Consider the following 16,195-nt stretch of genomic DNA (forward strand, 5'->3'; position numbering starts at 1 on the left):
TTCGGCGGACGTTTTATGACGGTAGAAAATCCGGCTTTTCGCCTTGTCCCGCCTATGCCGCTTTTATATCAGCGGCAGTTTTTACCAACAATCGTGCACGCCGGATGGGGACGCTCTTTAGCATTGTTTAGTAAAACTGAACGCATCAAAGTTCCGACCGTGCCAGCACATCGCCCACCGAGAACACGCGCAAGGCTTTGCGCAACGCGGCCAGACTGGCGCTGGAGCGCAGTGGCAGACGTACGGTTTCACCGGGCAGCAGCGTCAGTGCGTTATCTGCCGGCTCCGCGTCGAGATCGCCAAAATCTATCCAGACTGCGCGGGCCAGATGGCGCGCGCTCAGTTCCAGCTGCATGCCGCCCCGGGTCTGGTGTATCCGCGCCTGTAGTTGCGCGTCCGGCCAGCGCATTGCCTTGGCAGGAGAGAAGTACAGCACGCTGCGTGACGCGGCCTCGCCTGCGACCTGTAAATCGAACACGGCGAAGGTAGTAGCGGGGTCAGCGCCACCTAATAGCTCGGCATCGGCATATTCAGCAATGCGCTGCGCTGACAGCGGCGCCAGTGCTACGCTGCGGTGCTCGTCGCGCAGCACACGGCCATCGAGCGTCATCACGCGCATGTTCAATTCGCCGCGCACAGCACGGTTGCGGTCATTGAGCAGATTGACGGTACTGGTGCCGCCAGCATTGCGCAGCGCAGCCACTGCTACCGGCGCGTAGAAGCGGCGCGCATAGAAATGCAGTGCCTTCCAGCGTCCGTACCAGTCCACGCTGGACCACGAAGCACCGGGCCACACGTCATTGAGCTGCCAGTACAGTGATCCCATGGTGTAGGGCCGGCTGACGCGGTGGTGGCTGGCGGCCAGCGCGATGCCTTCGGCCTGCGCCACCTGACTCAGATAGATAAAGCTGGCGAAATCCGCTGGCGTGCCGAATTCGTCGCTCACATATTTCAGTAGGCGCTCGTTGCCTTTACCGGCCATGAATTTCTGGTGCGCCTCGATGACGGGCGTCGCCATTCCCTGCTCGGCGCGTTTAGCAAACGCGTCCACCGTGCGCTGCACCGGCCAGGCTTGCAAACCATATTCCGACATGAAGCGCGGCGTAATCTCCAGATATTTACTCACCGGATGGGCCGGATTGCCCCACACTTCCCAGTAATGCATGTCGCCGCTAGCGGCAGTGTTGGCGACTTCGGCCAGATCATCGCTAGGTGAACTGGCCCAGTAGGCGATGCCGCCACCTTCCTCCGCTACCACCTTGCGCAGATCGGTGCCGAACAGTTGCACGTAGCCGTTCCAGACCCGCGTTGCCAATGCAGGATCTGCCTGCATCATGGCCTTGCCCGGCCCCCAGTACTTCCAGGCGATTTCTTCTTCGTTATTGCCGCACCAGAGTGCAAGGCTGGGATGGTTGCGCAAGCGCCGCACATTGTCGCGCGCTTCAGCAATCACACTGGCACGAAAAGCTGCGTCATAGGCGGGCTGCATGCCGCCGCCGAACATAAAGTCCTGCCAGACCAGCAGCCCCAGTTCATCGGCCAGCTCGAAGAACGCATCGCTCTCGTAGTAGCCGCCCCCCCAGCTGCGCAGCATATTCATATTGGCATCACGCGCTGACTCCAGCACGCGCCGCAGCTGCGCCTTGCTCACGCGCGGACGGAACATATCGAACGGTATGCTGTTGGCGCCTTTAGCAAAAACTGGAATGCCGTTCACCTCGAAGTAGAAGCTCTGCCCCTGCGCGTCACTCTCGCGCTTGAGCACAATGCTGCGCAAGCCGGTGCGGGCACTGCTACTGGCAAGCTGTTTGCTCCCTTGCGCCACTTCCAGTTCATACTGGTACAGCGCCTGTGCGCCGTAGCCGTTGGGATACCAGCGCTGCGGATGCGCCACATGGACCGGCAATTCGATGCGGTTGCTGCCCTGCTTCAGTTCCGCGCGCTGCTGCACCGCCAGCACGCGCTTGCCGTCCGGCGCGGTCTGCCACAGACGCAGTTCGACACTGCCGGCCGCTACTGCATCAAGGGTGGCGATGGCTGCCAGTTCGGCGCGCTGCTCATCCACATGATCCTGCCGCAGCTGCAGATCGTCGATACGCAGCACATCCCAGCTTTGCAGCTGCACCGCGTTCCAGATGCCGGCGGTGACATAGCGCGGCCCCCAGTCCCAGCCATAGTGATAGCCGGGCTTGCGTACAAAGTTGGCCGTCATGGCATCGGCTGGTTCATCGCCATAGGGCGAGGGATAATTCCCGGCCAGCTTGTTCGGCATCGCCGCTACTTGCGGCAGCAGCTTGTTGATGGGCGAACGCAGCACGATGCGCAGCTCGTTGCCACGCGCGCGCAAGCGCCCTTGCACTGCTACACGCCAGACGCGGAAGGCATTGTCGGCATCAAGCAGCTTCTCGCCGTTAAGCCACACCTCGGCAAAGGTATCTATACCATGGAATACCAGATCGCTACGGGCGCTGTTGCGTGTCGCCGTGCTGGCATCAAAGCGGCTGCGGTATTCCCAGTCCGCCAGCCCTATCCATTGCAGGCCCGCTTCCGGTGCACCCACGTAGGGATCGGGTATCAGCCTGTTGGCAAACAGGTCGGTATGCACCGTACCCGGCACCGTCGCAGACTTCCAGCCCGCCGCCTCCGGATGCGCGGCCATCTGGGCATCTCCCGGCAACAGGCGGAAGCTCCAGCCCCGGTCGAGTATTTGCAGGCGCGACGTCTCGCGCCCGCCCCTGGCAGCCGTATGTTCCGTTAGGACAGAAGTTCGGCTAGCTTCAGCAGCACCGGCCTGTGCTCCGGACAGTAGCGTTAGCAGGCCGCCAAGCAGCAGCGCAACGCTGCACCACGTGATGGTCCGCGCACTCATGCTGCACGCGCTTTCCAGTAACGCTCCAGCCACTCCTGATGGCTGGGCATGGCCGCCACGGCATGAGCCAGCATGCCGCGCATGCCTTCCACCAGTTCCACCAGTTTAGATTCCGGCATCTCGTCCACGATGGGATGGTAACCCTGTGGCAGTATGCCCTGCCCCAGCATCACCTGCACCCAGCTAGGCAGGGCGAAGAAGTCCTCCCCATTGCGGAAGTAGCGCCCGTCGGTACGGAATAGTTCCATCGCTTCGCGCAGACTGTCAGGCACCTGCATGGTGCGGCAGTAGTCCCAGAACGGCGTGTCGCTGCGCTCGGTGGCGTGGTAGTGCAGAATCAGGAAATCGCGCACCCGTTCATATTCGAATGCCGTCTCGCGATTGTATTGTTCGGCTAGTTGGGGATGGAAGTCCGCATTGGGGAACAGGCCAAGCAGGCGCGTGATACCCGATTGCGCCAGATAGATGCTGGTCGATTCCAGCGGTTCAAGGAAGCCGCTGGCCAAGCCCAGCGACACGACGTTACGGTTCCAGATTTTCTTGCGCATGCCGGTGGTAAAGCGCAGCAGGCGCGGCTCGGCCAGCGCTTCGCCATCAAGGTTGGCCAGCAGAGTCGCTGCGGCTTCGTCGTCGCCCAGATAGCGGCTCGAATACACATAGCCATTGCCGATGCGGTGCTGTAAAGGGATGCGCCACTGCCAGCCAGCGGCGCGCGCCGTCGAACGCGTGTAGGGCGTAATCGGCTGCACGCTGGCGCAGGGAACGGCCACCGCGCGGTCGCATGGCAGCCAGTGCGACCAGTCCACATAGCCCGTCTTTAAGGTCTCTTCGACCAGCAGACCGCGGAAACCCGAGCAATCGATAAACAGCTCGCCATCGACCACCTGCCCCGAAGCCAGCGTGACGGATTCGATAAAGCCATCGTCCGCGCGCTGCTGCACGCTGACGATCTTGCCCTCGATGCGCTGCACGCCGCGCTGCTCCGCCACCTCCCTCAGATAGCGCGCATACAGGGCCGCATCGAAATGGTAGGCATAGGCGATGTCGGCCAGCGGCGAGCCCGCTGCGGCATTGCGGTCGCCCGAAGTGAATTTGCCCTGTGGCGCCATGACTGTCTGCGGCGAGTAGTCGCCTATCGCTCCGGCTTTACCAGCCAGATGCAGCTTGAGCCAGAACTGGTGAAATGGCAGCGGCCCCAGCGAGCGTCCGATGGCGCCGAAGCCGTGTATATAACTGTCGCCTATGCGGCCCCAGTCGTTAAATTGTATGCCCAGCTTGACTGTGCCCTGGGTGCGCTTGACGAATTCGGCTTCGTCCAGCCCCAGCCACTGGCCATTGAACTGGCGGATGTGCGGCACGCTGGCCTCGCCCACGCCGACGATGCCGATTTCCTCGGACTCGATCAGCCGCACGGAGGCGCCCTTTCCCAGATACGTAGTCAGTGCTGCAGCGGCCATCCAGCCGGCGCTGCCGCCCCCCACGACGGTGATTTTGGAAATGCGTTTGTGCGTAGTCATTGCGCCGCCCAAAAGAAGAAGGCAGTTGCCAGCACAACCGGCAACTGCGGAGAAAACTCCCCACCCGGCGGGATGGGGAGCCGGGGGAGGTTGTTAGAACTTGTAGCTCAGGCCACCGTAGATCACACGGCCCGTGTAGTTATTGCCGTAGAAGCGATCCGTAGTGTCATTACCCAGATGCGAACGGGTTTCCTGACGGGTCAGATTCAGCACCGAAGCAGTCAGGCTCAGTTGCTTGGTGAAGTTGTACGACGCGTTCAGGTCCACCTGGCTGTACGGATCCGAATACACATTCAGACCGTTGATCAGGCCACCCACCACCTCGCCGCGACGGTTATACGAAGCCCGCACCATATACTGGTCCGTGCCGTAGAACACGGTCAGGTTGGTCTGGTTGCGGGCGCTGCCCACCAGTGGCGAAGTGCCGATCTGTTTACCGTCAGCCAGCGTGATCGCGGCCTGATTGGTCTTGTTGTAGGTGTAGTTGAACTGCACACCCAGACCGTTATCGAGCGTATGCTGGCCATACAGTTCGATACCTTGCGATACCGCGTTACGGCCACCGGCACTGGTCGAGTAGTTCTGCACACTGACCGTCTGGCCGCCTACCGTCATCGGCATGGTCAGCACCACGGGTACGGCGAAGTTGCTAACGTTCTTGCGGAACAGGCCAGTACCCAGCACCGAACCACGGTGGAAGTACCACTCCAGACCCAGATCGAACTGCTTGGCCTTGTACGGTTCCAGCGCCTTGTTGCTGCCTTCGCCGAACCAGCCCTGCTGGTCGCCGCCACCGATCAGACGGCGATCGTTGACGTATTCCTGGCTGTAGTACTGCAGGCCGCCGGGCGAAGCGATATCGCCGTAGCTAGGACGGGCCACTACTTTGGATGCTGCAGCACGCAGCAGCAGCTGATCGCTCAGGTCGTAGGCCAGATTAAAGCTAGGCAGCACGTCGTTATAGGTGCGGTCCAGCGAGCTGACCACGAATGACGAGGTATGCGCCGTGCTGTCCGGCAGCGTGGTAAAGCCGCTGACGCAACCGGAACCGGCCGGTGCACCGGCCGCCGGCTTGCCACCAGCCTGGCACGGTGCCGGCGCGCCATTGGCGCCGTTGAAGAAGTAGTCGCTGTAGTTATCCACGCGGTCGGTCGAATCGGCGTGCTGGCGGGTACGCACCGCACGCAGGCCGACATTACCGCGCAGACGGTCCGTCTTCACATTCGCCTGGAAATACAAGGACGAGATTTTCTCGCCGACGTTGTAGACGAAGTTGTCTTCGTTACGGGTCTGCATGGCGCCGTAGGTCTGGTTCAGGTAGGCGATATAGGCAGGGAAGTTAATCGCCGGGAAGGCGCTGGCCTTGATGCCACCCGTCAGATTAGCCAGCGAATCAGCATACAGGAAGCCCGGCTGGAAGCGCGAAGCCGTGGAATCGCAACCGGCCTGATAGCGGTTATCGTAGTTGCTGGCATCCTTGCCTTTGCAGGCCCAGTAGTTATTACCAGTGCTGCGGTGGGTGCCGCCGTCGCGGTATTTGGCACCGAACTGCAAGGAATCGAGCCAGTTGCTATCGGCATGCCACGTGAAATCACCCTGCAGATACTTCTGCTCGGTGCTGTTGCGGGTCCACGAAGACTGGGTCGAGCCGAGGTCGATCTCGCCTATGCCCTTCTGCAGATTGGCCATCAGTTCAGGCGAGAAGGTCATGGTCGGCGTGCCCTGCGTGCTCCATGCGCTGGCGTAGTTACCCAGCGTCCAGCTGCCATCGGCATTCTGCACGCGCGGCTTGATCGGCATGGTGAACTGCATGGAAGGACCGCCACTGGCCCAGGTGCGGCCCAGCTTGAACAGCGCGTCGAGCGACTGGCCGTGCCAGTCAGCTTCGAAGTCGGCCGTCTGCGATAGCGACTTCTCCTGATTGTAGCTGCCGGTGATCTGCGGCGTAGGAATGGTGCAGTCGTCCGGACCGAAGCCGCCGGTGTTCTTGTAGCCTGCGGCAGCAGCGGCATCGCCACTGCAGTAGTATTTCTTGCCGGCGTGGGCGCTGTACTGCGCGCCGGTGACGATGGTGCCGCTGCGGTCGAAGGTCAGGCCATCGAGCATACGGCCACCGGGCCAGTTGCCGTCGCCATCGTAACGCGCCAGATTCCACTCGGGGACTTTGAGCGTGTTGGTCTGCGAATCCTGCGACAGATCGAAGCGGAAGTAGTTACCGGTCAGCGTAAGGTTGCGCATCGGTTTGAGCTGCATGGTCAGCTGGCCGCCCTTGCGTTCACGTTCCTCAGTCTTCACGTTCAGATTGACGGAAGTAGGCATCATGAAGTTGGTGTAGTACTTGCCGTTCTGGTCGTAGAAACCGGACTGCCCCCACCAGCGCGAATTCAGGCCCGATGGTTTGCCGTTCACGTCGGTGGCCGGATGGGCTTTGTAGTCGTCCGCATACCACTGCCAGTTTTCCGTGCTGGCGCCCATGGTGCGGGTGGTGCGCTTCTGCTGGGTGTAGCCGGCCAGAATACCGAAGGTGTTAGCGTCGTCGTGCCAGGCGTACTGGCCGGAGAACTGGCCGTCGGTTTTCTTGGTCGTGTCGGCCCAGGTGCCCTCGGCCGAAACGAAGCCGCTGCCCGACTTCACTTCCAGCGGACGGCGCGTGTGCAGGATCACCGTGCCGCCGATGCCGCCTTCGTCGAGGCGCGCTTCCGGCGTCTTGAACAGTTCGGCGCTGGACAGCATATTCGACGGCATCAGCATGTAGTTAAACGAACGGGTAGGGTCGCCGTTCGATTCGGCGGTAGCGATGTAGTTGCCGTTCAGCTGGGTCAGCGTCAGTTCCGACGACAGGCCGCGCACACTGACGTTCTTGCCTTCGCCGCCATCGCGGTTGACGATCACGCCCGGCACGCGCTGCAGCGCATCGGCCACGTTCTTGTCGGGGAATTTGCCCACGTCTTCGGCGGTAATCACTTCGACGATAGCGTTGGCGTTGCGCTTCTGGTCCAGCGCTTGTTCGATCGCATAGCGGTAGCCGGTAACCTGCACGGTCGCTGGCTGGACGCTATCGCCTTTGGCATCGGCTGCTTTGCTTTCCGTTTGCGCGTGGGCGCTGGACAGCGCGACCAGTGCCGCCGCTACCGCGAGGGCGAGCGGTTTGACAGAGCAGCGGGGCTGCCGGCTGGCGAGATGGGTACTGAACATCATGTAGATCTCCTAGTTATGCCCGAGTTCGGGCTTTTTTATATGGCGGTAGCATAGTTCCCATGACCCGTGGAACTGGTGGCGGCCTCCCGCGTCTCTCCGTATTGCTGCACTGTGCACCGCGTTTTGGGGCACAGCTTCAGACGATTTACTAAACGACAGAGGTGCCACCTGCATGTCGATGGGCATCGCGTTTCGCCCATAACTGTTTATACAAACTAAGTTTTTGCCATTCAACAGGATTTCAAAATTGGCATTTAGTTTAGTTTGATTAGTAAACAAGAGTGAGGTGTATTTACGACAACGGCAAATTTGCCTCGTAAGCGGCATCTGGCCGTCACTAAACAAATCTGGCGGGGATAGGCAGGGACAGGAATGCGGCACGAAGGCGCTGCAATATCAGAGAGGTAAGCGGTGCTTCTTTTGGCGGAACAACTAGAGGCTGAAGAAAAACAGGCCGCTGACAGAGCGGCCTGCAGAACAGTACAGTGTTAGGCGTTTAACGGCTGATGCAGCAGGCCGCTGTTACACGCTGGCCTTGCGCTTGCGCACCAGCCCTACCAGCCCCAGACCGGCACCAAGCATCAGGTAGGTGCTAGGCTCCGGCACGGCAGTAACCGTCAAGGTATCGATGCCGATAAAGTTGGAGTTGTCGCCATCCGGGCCGCCATCAGTCACGGCATAGCGGAAGGCCAGTGCACCGGTGGTTGCGCCGGACAGGCCGCTCAGCGTCACGCTGTATTTGGTCCAGGTCTCGGGATAGCCGAACAGATTTTCATTCGGATTCACCGACAGCAGCAAGGTGGAGAAAGTGCCGACGCTATCCGAAGTGCTGCCCACATCGATGCCACCAACCTTGCTGAAGCGCAATTCCAGACGATCGGGCCAGAGCGAATTATCTGCCGTACGGGTGAAGAACGAAACCGTGTCGCCATTATGGAAAGTGGAAGTTGGCATGATCAGCCAATTGCTGATATTCGACACATCCGCGCCGCTGTTGTAGTTAGCAGCAATATAGGAATTGGCTGCGCCACTTTGTGCTGCGAATACTGCAGGATTACCTGTGAACCAATCGGCCGAGCCAAGTGGATCGCTGTTATTCACCACAGTCCATCCTTGCGGTATGCCACCATCAAAATTTTCCGTCAAAGCACCAGCAGAAGCCGCGCCGGCACCTAAAGCCAGCGTAAGGAACAGAGCCGACAACAACGCAGGTTTAAACGTTACAGCCATATCTACACCTCCATCAAGCAGTCTATGGGAATCCGGCGAGACACCCGCCACGCCGGGCTATGCAAACTTCATGTTATGAATATGCATGAACAAATAGTATATTATTTATAATATTTTCATTATTGTTTTAATGCTCAAATTGAAATTTTTGCATAAAAACAACGATCTGCTTCAATCCCGTTGATGGCAACATTCAGGCGATTGCACATCCATACGGCGAGCATCCGGGAACCGTGCCGGCACCAGCGTTACTTACCGCGGCAGAAGCAACAAGAAAACAGGACCACCATTGATTTCATCCTCTTTGCCGCGCACCAGTTCACCGGGGCCTATCGATACCGACATACAGCCTACTCACGCCGGCGCTAGCACCTCCCCTCTATCTAGCCGTGCCTTACATAGCGCCGCCAGCCCAGCCGCGCGATCGCGTCTGGCCACGCTAACGCACGCGCTCGCCCATCCGATGGCTGCGATCAAGGCTCGTATTCGACGGGGCAGACAGAAACGCTATGACTCGGCAATCAAGCAATTCGAGTCCAGCCGATCTAGCTTGCAGGATCAATGCCGGCAGTTGCAGGCCGCCCTGCGGGCGCTGCGCAGCGATTATGCAAAGCACGGCGCGCTCAGCCTATACGCCTCCTGTTTCGACGAACTCGCCGCTTTCATCTCTGCCTGGCGCACGGTCAGCCGACTGGCTGGAGCCAGCAGCATGCAGGCAGATTTAGCGACGAACCAGTTCGATGAGGAAGCAAAAGCCATGGTGCTGCAGATCGCGGAACAGCACCAGCGTGGACTAGGCGCGCCGAGCGCCGTACGGGCATTGAGTCTGGCGCACGCAGTCTGCGATGAGCGGTTTCAGTCTAAGCTTGCCACCATAGACCGCATCCCGCCGGAACTGGAGCCGGCCTTCGAAGCGTATTGCGATGCGGCGGATGATTATCTCCACACCGCCAGTCTGGCATCCATGACCGGTAGCACTGCGATTGATGCGGACCGCAAACGCATGCTCAATCAGCTAAACGCGGGGCGCCGTACGCTGGCGCATCAGATAGCGGTAATGCCGATGGGGCATCACAAGGAACACTGGCAAAGCCAGCTCAGCGAGCACACAGAGGAATTTGACAGGAAACGCGCCGAGCTGGCCAAGTCTTATGTGCGCGACGCAATATGAATGGTATCCGTGTGTTTGGTTATCAACCGCCGCAATCGGAAAAACCATCTTTTGGAAGCATGCGCCAAAATATCTTGATGCAAGCGGCTGCAAGGAATATCGATGACGTCACTTATATTGACTCTCAGTCTAGCCATTTCCAACGAGCTAGCTCAAAGCTACCAAGACTATTTCAGCGCGTTGCCGAGGCAGGTATTTCCACCTGAGGCCATTAAACCGGCACCTAACTTTGCGGATGATCATTTATTCTGGAAAGGAAGCAGAGTTTCTCTTGCAGGTGCAAGAGCTTTCCCAACCGAGAAAATTAGCCCGGGAGATCTTGGCAGCCATCCCACTTTCTATCAATCACGGAAACTAGCATGCATTGAAGGGCAACCATCCGCCAGCAGCGGAACTGCTGTACGGCACTTTTCCGTCTATCTGATAGATCGTCCACACAGGAAAACCGTCATTTATAAACTCCCCGGCATGTTTGGCTCATGCCAAAACGTACGCAAAGCGCAAAACGGCGTCATACTTTTTGACGACATTAATTACCGCTATAAGCCCGGCACAGATATTCCCTACGGGATTAACTTCACCGAATATCGTATTGAACACGGTAGATTCAGCGCAACCGGCAAGATCCGCTACGCCCGATTTATTGAGCAGGATAACGTCTGGAAGTTCCGCATTGAGAATTAAAGACTTTCGCCCACGGGAACGGGAATAAAAAAGGAAAAAGCCCGCCACTCTGTGAAGAGTGGCGGGCTTTATGATCCTGGTGCCGCTTGCCGGAAATGAGCAATCGAACTTGAAGCTCTAAGCCATTGATTCCAAAAATAGTCTTGATGGTTCTGGTTAGTCGATTACCACAAAGATTACCACAGACTAAAACGCAGTGACAGTTCCTCCAATCCTCTCTTGCAATCGGACTACTTAGATGAGGCCGGACTTCGCAGCGACAGACGCCGGAACCAAACTGGTTCCCAACCATGTAACAGCGCCAAACTGATCGATCCGCTATGACAAACTTTAAATAATAGGGCGCGACGGCGGCTGGCTTTCTATTTCAACTCAGAGAGTCATCAGGCGTATTAGAAATGGAGAGTCACTAAGCCTTAACCTGAACTTGCACCCTTTGATAAAGCCGAATCTGCGACTCATGGGATAACTCGACAACGACCGCATATCGTTGACGTTGGACTATTGACGTTGCCCATCCCCCCTCACACCGAACCACGAGAAAATATTTATCGCCATAACCCTCAATGTCAGTCTTAAAGTCCACACTTGCGGTTTGCAGTGTAGACTTTTCTCTTGTACGCGGTCCCGGTTTCAGAGAACAGTCGTATCGCCCCGCAATTTCAGGAAATGGACCGTCAGCTTTAGTTCTACGCCGATAATGTTCAAATACCAAGTCGGCATTACAACCTCGAATCAACCTGAAACTCATGCCTACTCCGACATAATCCTCTCGGGTATGGCGTACGGGGGGATCATAGGCCAAGGTTACTTGAATAGTACGGCGGCCCTTTTCTTTTTGAAAGATGTCAGGTATCGGCACCTCGTAAACAGCGAAGTGATCAATTGCCAATTCGTCGTCTGTATACAGCACTACACGCGCATCGTCTGAGTATGCCGCCCTAGTCAAATCAACTATGCCGTGCCCGCACACAACTTCTGTAGCGCTCTCAGTTAAATTAGCAAGTGCAGCGATGGATTCAGGTGGTACAGTTGCAGCCCCAACAAGCAAAGCCCTAAGAAGATTTGCGCTTGCTTGAGGAAGAAGTCCCAAAAGCTGACTGGCTTTAAACGCCACCAAGGGAGTCGAATAAGAAGTACCTGAGCCTGTAGTAAAAAGTTGTTCTACCGGTCGATGATGAAGCGTCAGAATTCCAGCGCTAGGCGCCTCTTCACCATTACGCAACCTCATAGTTACAGCATCAAATACGAGTGTCCCACCAATATCGACAATATCCGGCTTCACCGAGCCACCTACCCCAGGGCCAATACGAGTAAAGGGAGACGGTTCACGCTCTCTCGTTATGGCATGAACGTTTACATCATCAATCATCTCCTGCGTCATACCGCTACTATGCGCTAAAGCACCAACCGTTAAGACATTAATTGCTCCCGCAGGCTCAAATATTCGATTAGATTCTTCCAATAGGTAGTTTGGGTATTCAGTTACAGCTTGCTCAATTTGGTTGCCCCCCCGTGGACCACGATTACCAGCAGATACTACAATTAAGACATTTAGTTCTCGCGCTAACTCGTCCAAAGTTGCGGCCCATGCCCCCACTCGCTTGCCACTAAATGGGCGCTTATTGTCGCCTAATGAGATTACAAAAATACGGCAACCAAAGCGCTCATGCAGTGTCGTGATAGCCTCACGCATTTGCGACGGAACCAGCCGCTTATCCTCAAATCGGCCGTGCTGATTAACTACTTTTGCGGAACACAGCCTAGCCCCTCGGCTCAAAGTCCCCGACTCTAACTGATAGCGCAAATCGCCAAAAACAGCTGCTCCCGCAACTCGGGTCCCATGCCCGAAATCATCAGCAACACCCAGTGTCTCTGGGACACCAATGGAGCCAACAAGTATGTCCTCAATTAACGGGTGATTATTTACACCACTATCAATAATTCCTATTACGGGTGCATTTTCGTCAAGCTCGTTTAAAGATGGCAGTTGCGGCAAAGTGAGCCTCAGTGCAGGAGCTGTCACAATATCCGGCTCAGGCGGCATGTCGATTGTAGCAACCACCTCGATCGACAGCAGCGTCTTTAAAACAATACCTTTTACTTTAAGCCGCAGCAGCGCTATCGATGGGCCAAGATACTGCTCATATACTTCGCCCTGCATCGCTGCAACATAATTGCCAATATCGGAAAGCGCCTTTTCTTTTAAATTACGACGCCCCAAATCCCACAGTTCCAAGTCCACCAAATAATCTGCTTGGGGGTCAAAGTCGTCTAGTGTAACAATCCCCGCTTGCCGGAAAGCTAGTCCAATTCGGTCATCGGGGCCGACTACGTCAATAGCGTCAATCGCAGTAACGAAATTTTGGAAAGGTGGATTCTTTTGATCTTGGGGTATCGGTCCCGCGTAAGCGATAAAGCGATTCCGCAAAGCCGCCATATCGTCAACACTAGAGAACAATACTAGTGTACGATCGGAATCACTAGAGAGCACTGTGAGGCCAAGACTCTCCCAGTCAGGCTCATACAATGCCCCAACCATTTTTACTTTCAGTATTAACGCCGGATCGATGAACTCCGGCCGCCTGCGCCCTTGCTGTATTGCCACGGCATTATTCAAGTCAGTCGTTAGCTTCGCCGCATGGGGACCTTTGTCCCTAGCGTAAGGTCTCCCGAATCCTTGCTGCAAACGGCGTTCAAATTGCTCTGGCATACGAACCAGTTTTAAATGCGCATAATTCGGCATTTTTCACCTTACTAAGAGTTATCGGCACACGGGAATAAAAACCGCGCCAGTTTTCCTAGTAGAAAGTGTAATCTATTTTACAACCATCAGTAAGTACTAGTTACTTATCGCGCAGCCTGCGCTCGACGGCGCAATTCATCATTTAGTGCCGCAAGGAAATCGGACTCAAGTACTTTTTTGTGATCATTGATAATCGCCCATTTCATCGACATATCACAAACACGCCCAATCTCCGCATAAGAAAACCCATCAAATGAAGCCGCATGCTTCAATAGCGAGAAGTCAACCGGTGTGTTTTTGAATTTAATCTTGAGGAAATGAGCAATTAAAGATGCGTTGGGCTTCTCGAACCAGAGAACATCATCAAACCGCCGCCAGATCGCAGGATCAAGCGATTTGTCTAGGTTAGTGGCAGCCACCAAGAATCCCTTAGGTTGCATCCTATCTATGAATAGCAAAAGACTATTCACCACACGCCTGAGTTCGTTATGCTCGCTCGAATCTCCCCTCGAGCGTGCTAGAGCATCGAATTCATCCAAAAATAGAACACAAGGGCGCTTACGTGCAAATTCGAATATCTTGCGAATGTTAGTAGATGTTTCCCCCAAGTATGACGAAATTAGCCTATCCAACTTAACAACAAATAGTGGCAACCCAAGCTCAGCAGCGAAGACTTCTGCACAAAGTGTTTTACCGCAACCCGGAGGGCCACAGAAGAGTAATTTTGAGCGAACTGGAAGACCTCGCTTACGAATATCGTCTCCACGTCGGAACTCCTTCAATAAGCCTTGAAAAACTCGCACGTTCTCAGCGGATAAGGATATGTCTTGGTGTGTGGCAGAGGGCTCAATTCGCTCCACGAAGTCACTCACAGGATCAGTTATTGGTAATAGTGGGGAAAGTCCCTTCACTGCCGACTGAGGTCCTGTCGAGCCGTCTAAAGCGCGCCTGAGAGTTTGGGCAAGTACCCTATTTTTTTTATTTTCTTCTTCAAGGATTATTTGCTCAGCAGTAGCGCGAAATTCGTCTTCACGCCCATAGCTGCTGAGTAATTTTTTAAGTAGCTCGCCACGCGCCATGATCAATTACCAATCTTTTCATTTGTTTGCTGCAGCCAAATAGGCTCACTGCAGTAATTTTGTCATTCTAACAGCCAAGGCAAGTCCATCACCCAACAGTTTTGAAGTGCATCGTCTTCGCTACGACCTCTAAATATGACTGAGGGGGAGTCTTCAACACTTTGAAGGTCTCCTCAGATTTGCCGCACTCAGTCATGCTCTAGTGGTTTAATGTGTCCGAACGATGCTTTCTGACGTAATCTTCTGGGGGGGCAAAGCGAGGCTGGGCAGGTCTCTACTTGCATCTTCTTTAGCCACCGCTGCGAGGCGTGCCGACAATTCGTAATTAACCATTTCGGCCAAAAGATGATGAAGATGGGTAAGATTGGTCGGATTATCCATGAAACGTTCCATCCGCAACATGAGGTCAGCTTGCGCTGGGGTCAGGTAGCGCTTGGACTTTTTAATCGTCATAGGGTATTTCCAATTATTTTGTTAAAGCGTAGGGTTTCGGCTAATCGGGCCTTCGCGCTGCGTATCAAAAATCGGCTCATGCTGCGCGGGAGTGACGTCTGATAGCCACGGATCATTTTGTGCAACTCCGATACACGATCAGTAGCTTTGGGAATATTCATAGGAAGTTTTTAACGAAGTAAAGGGAGGGGCGAGAATGGTTATCCATCGGACTTAATCTGACGCGAGTTGTTAGATAAGGTAGAGTTCTGGAAGGGGCACCGGGCACAAGCAATGGTGTTCAAAGTTAAGTACTAAGAAGATCGATCACATGACACTCGATAAGCGATCCTGTATGGCGCGCGCTCAAGCGCTGATGGCCGAGGCAAAGATTGAGAACTTGAAATACGCTGCGCTGGAACTCCGACTTTGCATCGAGTCCCAGACATACGAAAAGCTCCGCGCATTCTCTAGTATGGTTCCTGAAGATGTGCTGAGAACTTGGCAACCACCTCAGGCTGTGAAGATGCTGCTCGAATTTGAACCACATGCCGATCAAACGTTCACTATATATGCTGGGCTGGAGGAGGAATATGGCAAGCCTGCCAAGGAAATGTCATTTGTTGGCACACACAGTTCACTGCGCCTCGGTTGGCTACGCAAACACTACAACAAACTCGGAAGCTTGCTACATGCGCCCGCAGTCTATGAGCCGAGGCTACATAACCTCGCCACGTTGAAGCAATACTTGGAGGAGGTAATAGAAGACCTGAAGGAACCCCTAGAAAGCACAATTACCGGCGGGGCCATTCGAAATGTCGTAAATTTTACCTGCTCTGAATGTGGCAAACCGGTCATTGCTAACGCTGAAACTTTACGTAAGAAGCGCAAAGCGATATGCCTGAACCCACAATGCAAAGCAGAGTATTACGCGAATATTGATGAGACTGGTCAGGTTACCCTCCAATTAATGGCAACCGGCTTCGAGTGTGCCTCGGAAAGTTGTGATGGTGTGGCCCAGATCGAAAACCGAAAGTTGGAAGTGGGAATAGAATTTTCATGTCCCAAGTGCGGCCTTAGGCACCAGATTGCTCACCGGGAATGGGGGTACGGCCCCATTGAAAAATGATAGGTTGCGCACTCAGAAAGACATAATCACGCGTCAGCGCTTATGACTACTTTTTTGCCTGCCCCTCCCCAGTGGCAAGTCGAACGTCGTGTGCCAAGCATGGGCCAATAAACTTTAGCTTTCAGAAAATATTAAGGCAA

10 protein-coding genes are annotated in these 16,195 nt (G+C 55.4%); 3 read left to right on the forward strand and 7 right to left on the reverse strand.

Annotation, left to right across the window (positions count from 1 at the left end; genetic code table 11):
* Nucleotides 1–145 precede the first annotated feature (145 nt).
* The 4 genes from GTP27_RS04775 to GTP27_RS04790 all read right to left on the reverse strand — a co-directional run bounded on the left by GTP27_RS04775 (nucleotide 146) and on the right by GTP27_RS04790 (nucleotide 8,814).
* Nucleotides 146–2,869 carry a beta-mannosidase gene (locus tag GTP27_RS04775; protein ID WP_161038021.1) on the reverse strand — a complete coding sequence of 908 codons (2,724 nt, stop codon included), beginning with the start codon at nucleotides 2,867–2,869 and terminating at the stop codon, nucleotides 146–148.
* Complete coding sequence (locus tag GTP27_RS04780; protein WP_161038022.1) at nucleotides 2,866–4,386, reverse strand: tryptophan halogenase family protein; 1,521 nt, start codon at nucleotides 4,384–4,386, stop codon at nucleotides 2,866–2,868. Before GTP27_RS04780 ends, GTP27_RS04775 begins: the two co-directional genes overlap by 4 nt.
* A 93-nt stretch (nucleotides 4,387–4,479) precedes the next feature.
* On the reverse strand, nucleotides 4,480–7,584 hold the full coding sequence (locus GTP27_RS04785) for a TonB-dependent receptor (RefSeq protein WP_161038023.1): 3,105 nt from the start codon (nucleotides 7,582–7,584) through the stop codon (nucleotides 4,480–4,482).
* Between the two features lie 522 nt (nucleotides 7,585–8,106).
* On the reverse strand, nucleotides 8,107–8,814 hold the full coding sequence (locus tag GTP27_RS04790; protein WP_161038024.1) for a choice-of-anchor J family PEP-CTERM protein: 708 nt from the start codon (nucleotides 8,812–8,814) through the stop codon (nucleotides 8,107–8,109).
* A 463-nt stretch (nucleotides 8,815–9,277) separates the two neighbouring features.
* Between GTP27_RS04790 and GTP27_RS04795 the strand changes: the two genes are divergently transcribed.
* Both GTP27_RS04795 and GTP27_RS04800 read left to right on the forward strand, forming a co-directional pair.
* A complete protein-coding gene (locus GTP27_RS04795; protein ID WP_161038025.1) occupies nucleotides 9,278–9,985 on the forward strand; it encodes a hypothetical protein in 708 nt (235 codons plus the stop codon).
* A 102-nt stretch (nucleotides 9,986–10,087) separates the two neighbouring features.
* The gene (locus GTP27_RS04800) at nucleotides 10,088–10,669 is read left to right on the forward strand and encodes a hypothetical protein (protein WP_161038026.1); all 582 of its coding nucleotides are present in this window, start codon (nucleotides 10,088–10,090) and stop codon (nucleotides 10,667–10,669) included.
* A 409-nt stretch (nucleotides 10,670–11,078) separates the two neighbouring features.
* Here GTP27_RS04800 and GTP27_RS04805 read toward each other — a convergent pair whose 3' ends face one another.
* From GTP27_RS04805 to GTP27_RS04815, 3 genes are all read right to left on the reverse strand, one after another.
* Entirely contained in the window at nucleotides 11,079–13,415 is a 2,337-nt protein-coding gene (locus tag GTP27_RS04805; protein WP_161038027.1) for a S8 family peptidase, read from the reverse strand.
* Between the two features lie 104 nt (nucleotides 13,416–13,519).
* Entirely contained in the window at nucleotides 13,520–14,494 is a 975-nt protein-coding gene (locus tag GTP27_RS04810; protein ID WP_161038028.1) for an AAA family ATPase, read from the reverse strand.
* A 207-nt stretch (nucleotides 14,495–14,701) separates the two neighbouring features.
* Nucleotides 14,702–14,947: a hypothetical protein gene (locus tag GTP27_RS04815; RefSeq protein WP_161038029.1), complete on the reverse strand. Its 246-nt coding sequence runs from the start codon at nucleotides 14,945–14,947 to the stop codon at nucleotides 14,702–14,704.
* A gap of 310 nt (nucleotides 14,948–15,257) precedes the next feature.
* Here GTP27_RS04815 and GTP27_RS04820 point away from each other — a divergent pair, with 310 nt between their 5' ends.
* The gene (locus tag GTP27_RS04820) at nucleotides 15,258–16,055 is read left to right on the forward strand and encodes a hypothetical protein (RefSeq protein ID WP_161038030.1); all 798 of its coding nucleotides are present in this window, start codon (nucleotides 15,258–15,260) and stop codon (nucleotides 16,053–16,055) included.
* The last annotated feature ends 140 nt before the right edge of the window (nucleotides 16,056–16,195 follow it).

The sequence above is a fragment of the Duganella qianjiadongensis genome (assembly GCF_009857915.1).
Lineage (GTDB): Bacteria > Pseudomonadota > Gammaproteobacteria > Burkholderiales > Burkholderiaceae_D > Rugamonas > Rugamonas qianjiadongensis.

Coding starts and splice junctions, on each gene's coding strand:
- GTP27_RS04800 (WP_161038026.1), top strand. CDS start 10,088: ATGACGTCACTTATATTGACTCTCAGTCTAGCCATTTCCAACGAGCTA.
- GTP27_RS04790 (WP_161038024.1), bottom strand. CDS start 8,814: ATGGCTGTAACGTTTAAACCTGCGTTGTTGTCGGCTCTGTTCCTTACG.
- GTP27_RS04820 (WP_161038030.1), top strand. CDS start 15,258: ATGACACTCGATAAGCGATCCTGTATGGCGCGCGCTCAAGCGCTGATG.
- GTP27_RS04795 (WP_161038025.1), top strand. CDS start 9,278: ATGGCTGCGATCAAGGCTCGTATTCGACGGGGCAGACAGAAACGCTAT.
- GTP27_RS04775 (WP_161038021.1), bottom strand. CDS start 2,869: ATGAGTGCGCGGACCATCACGTGGTGCAGCGTTGCGCTGCTGCTTGGC.
- GTP27_RS04805 (WP_161038027.1), bottom strand. CDS start 13,415: ATGCCGAATTATGCGCATTTAAAACTGGTTCGTATGCCAGAGCAATTT.
- GTP27_RS04780 (WP_161038022.1), bottom strand. CDS start 4,386: ATGACTACGCACAAACGCATTTCCAAAATCACCGTCGTGGGGGGCGGC.
- GTP27_RS04810 (WP_161038028.1), bottom strand. CDS start 14,494: ATGGCGCGTGGCGAGCTACTTAAAAAATTACTCAGCAGCTATGGGCGT.
- GTP27_RS04785 (WP_161038023.1), bottom strand. CDS start 7,584: ATGATGTTCAGTACCCATCTCGCCAGCCGGCAGCCCCGCTGCTCTGTC.
- GTP27_RS04815 (WP_161038029.1), bottom strand. CDS start 14,947: ATGACGATTAAAAAGTCCAAGCGCTACCTGACCCCAGCGCAAGCTGAC.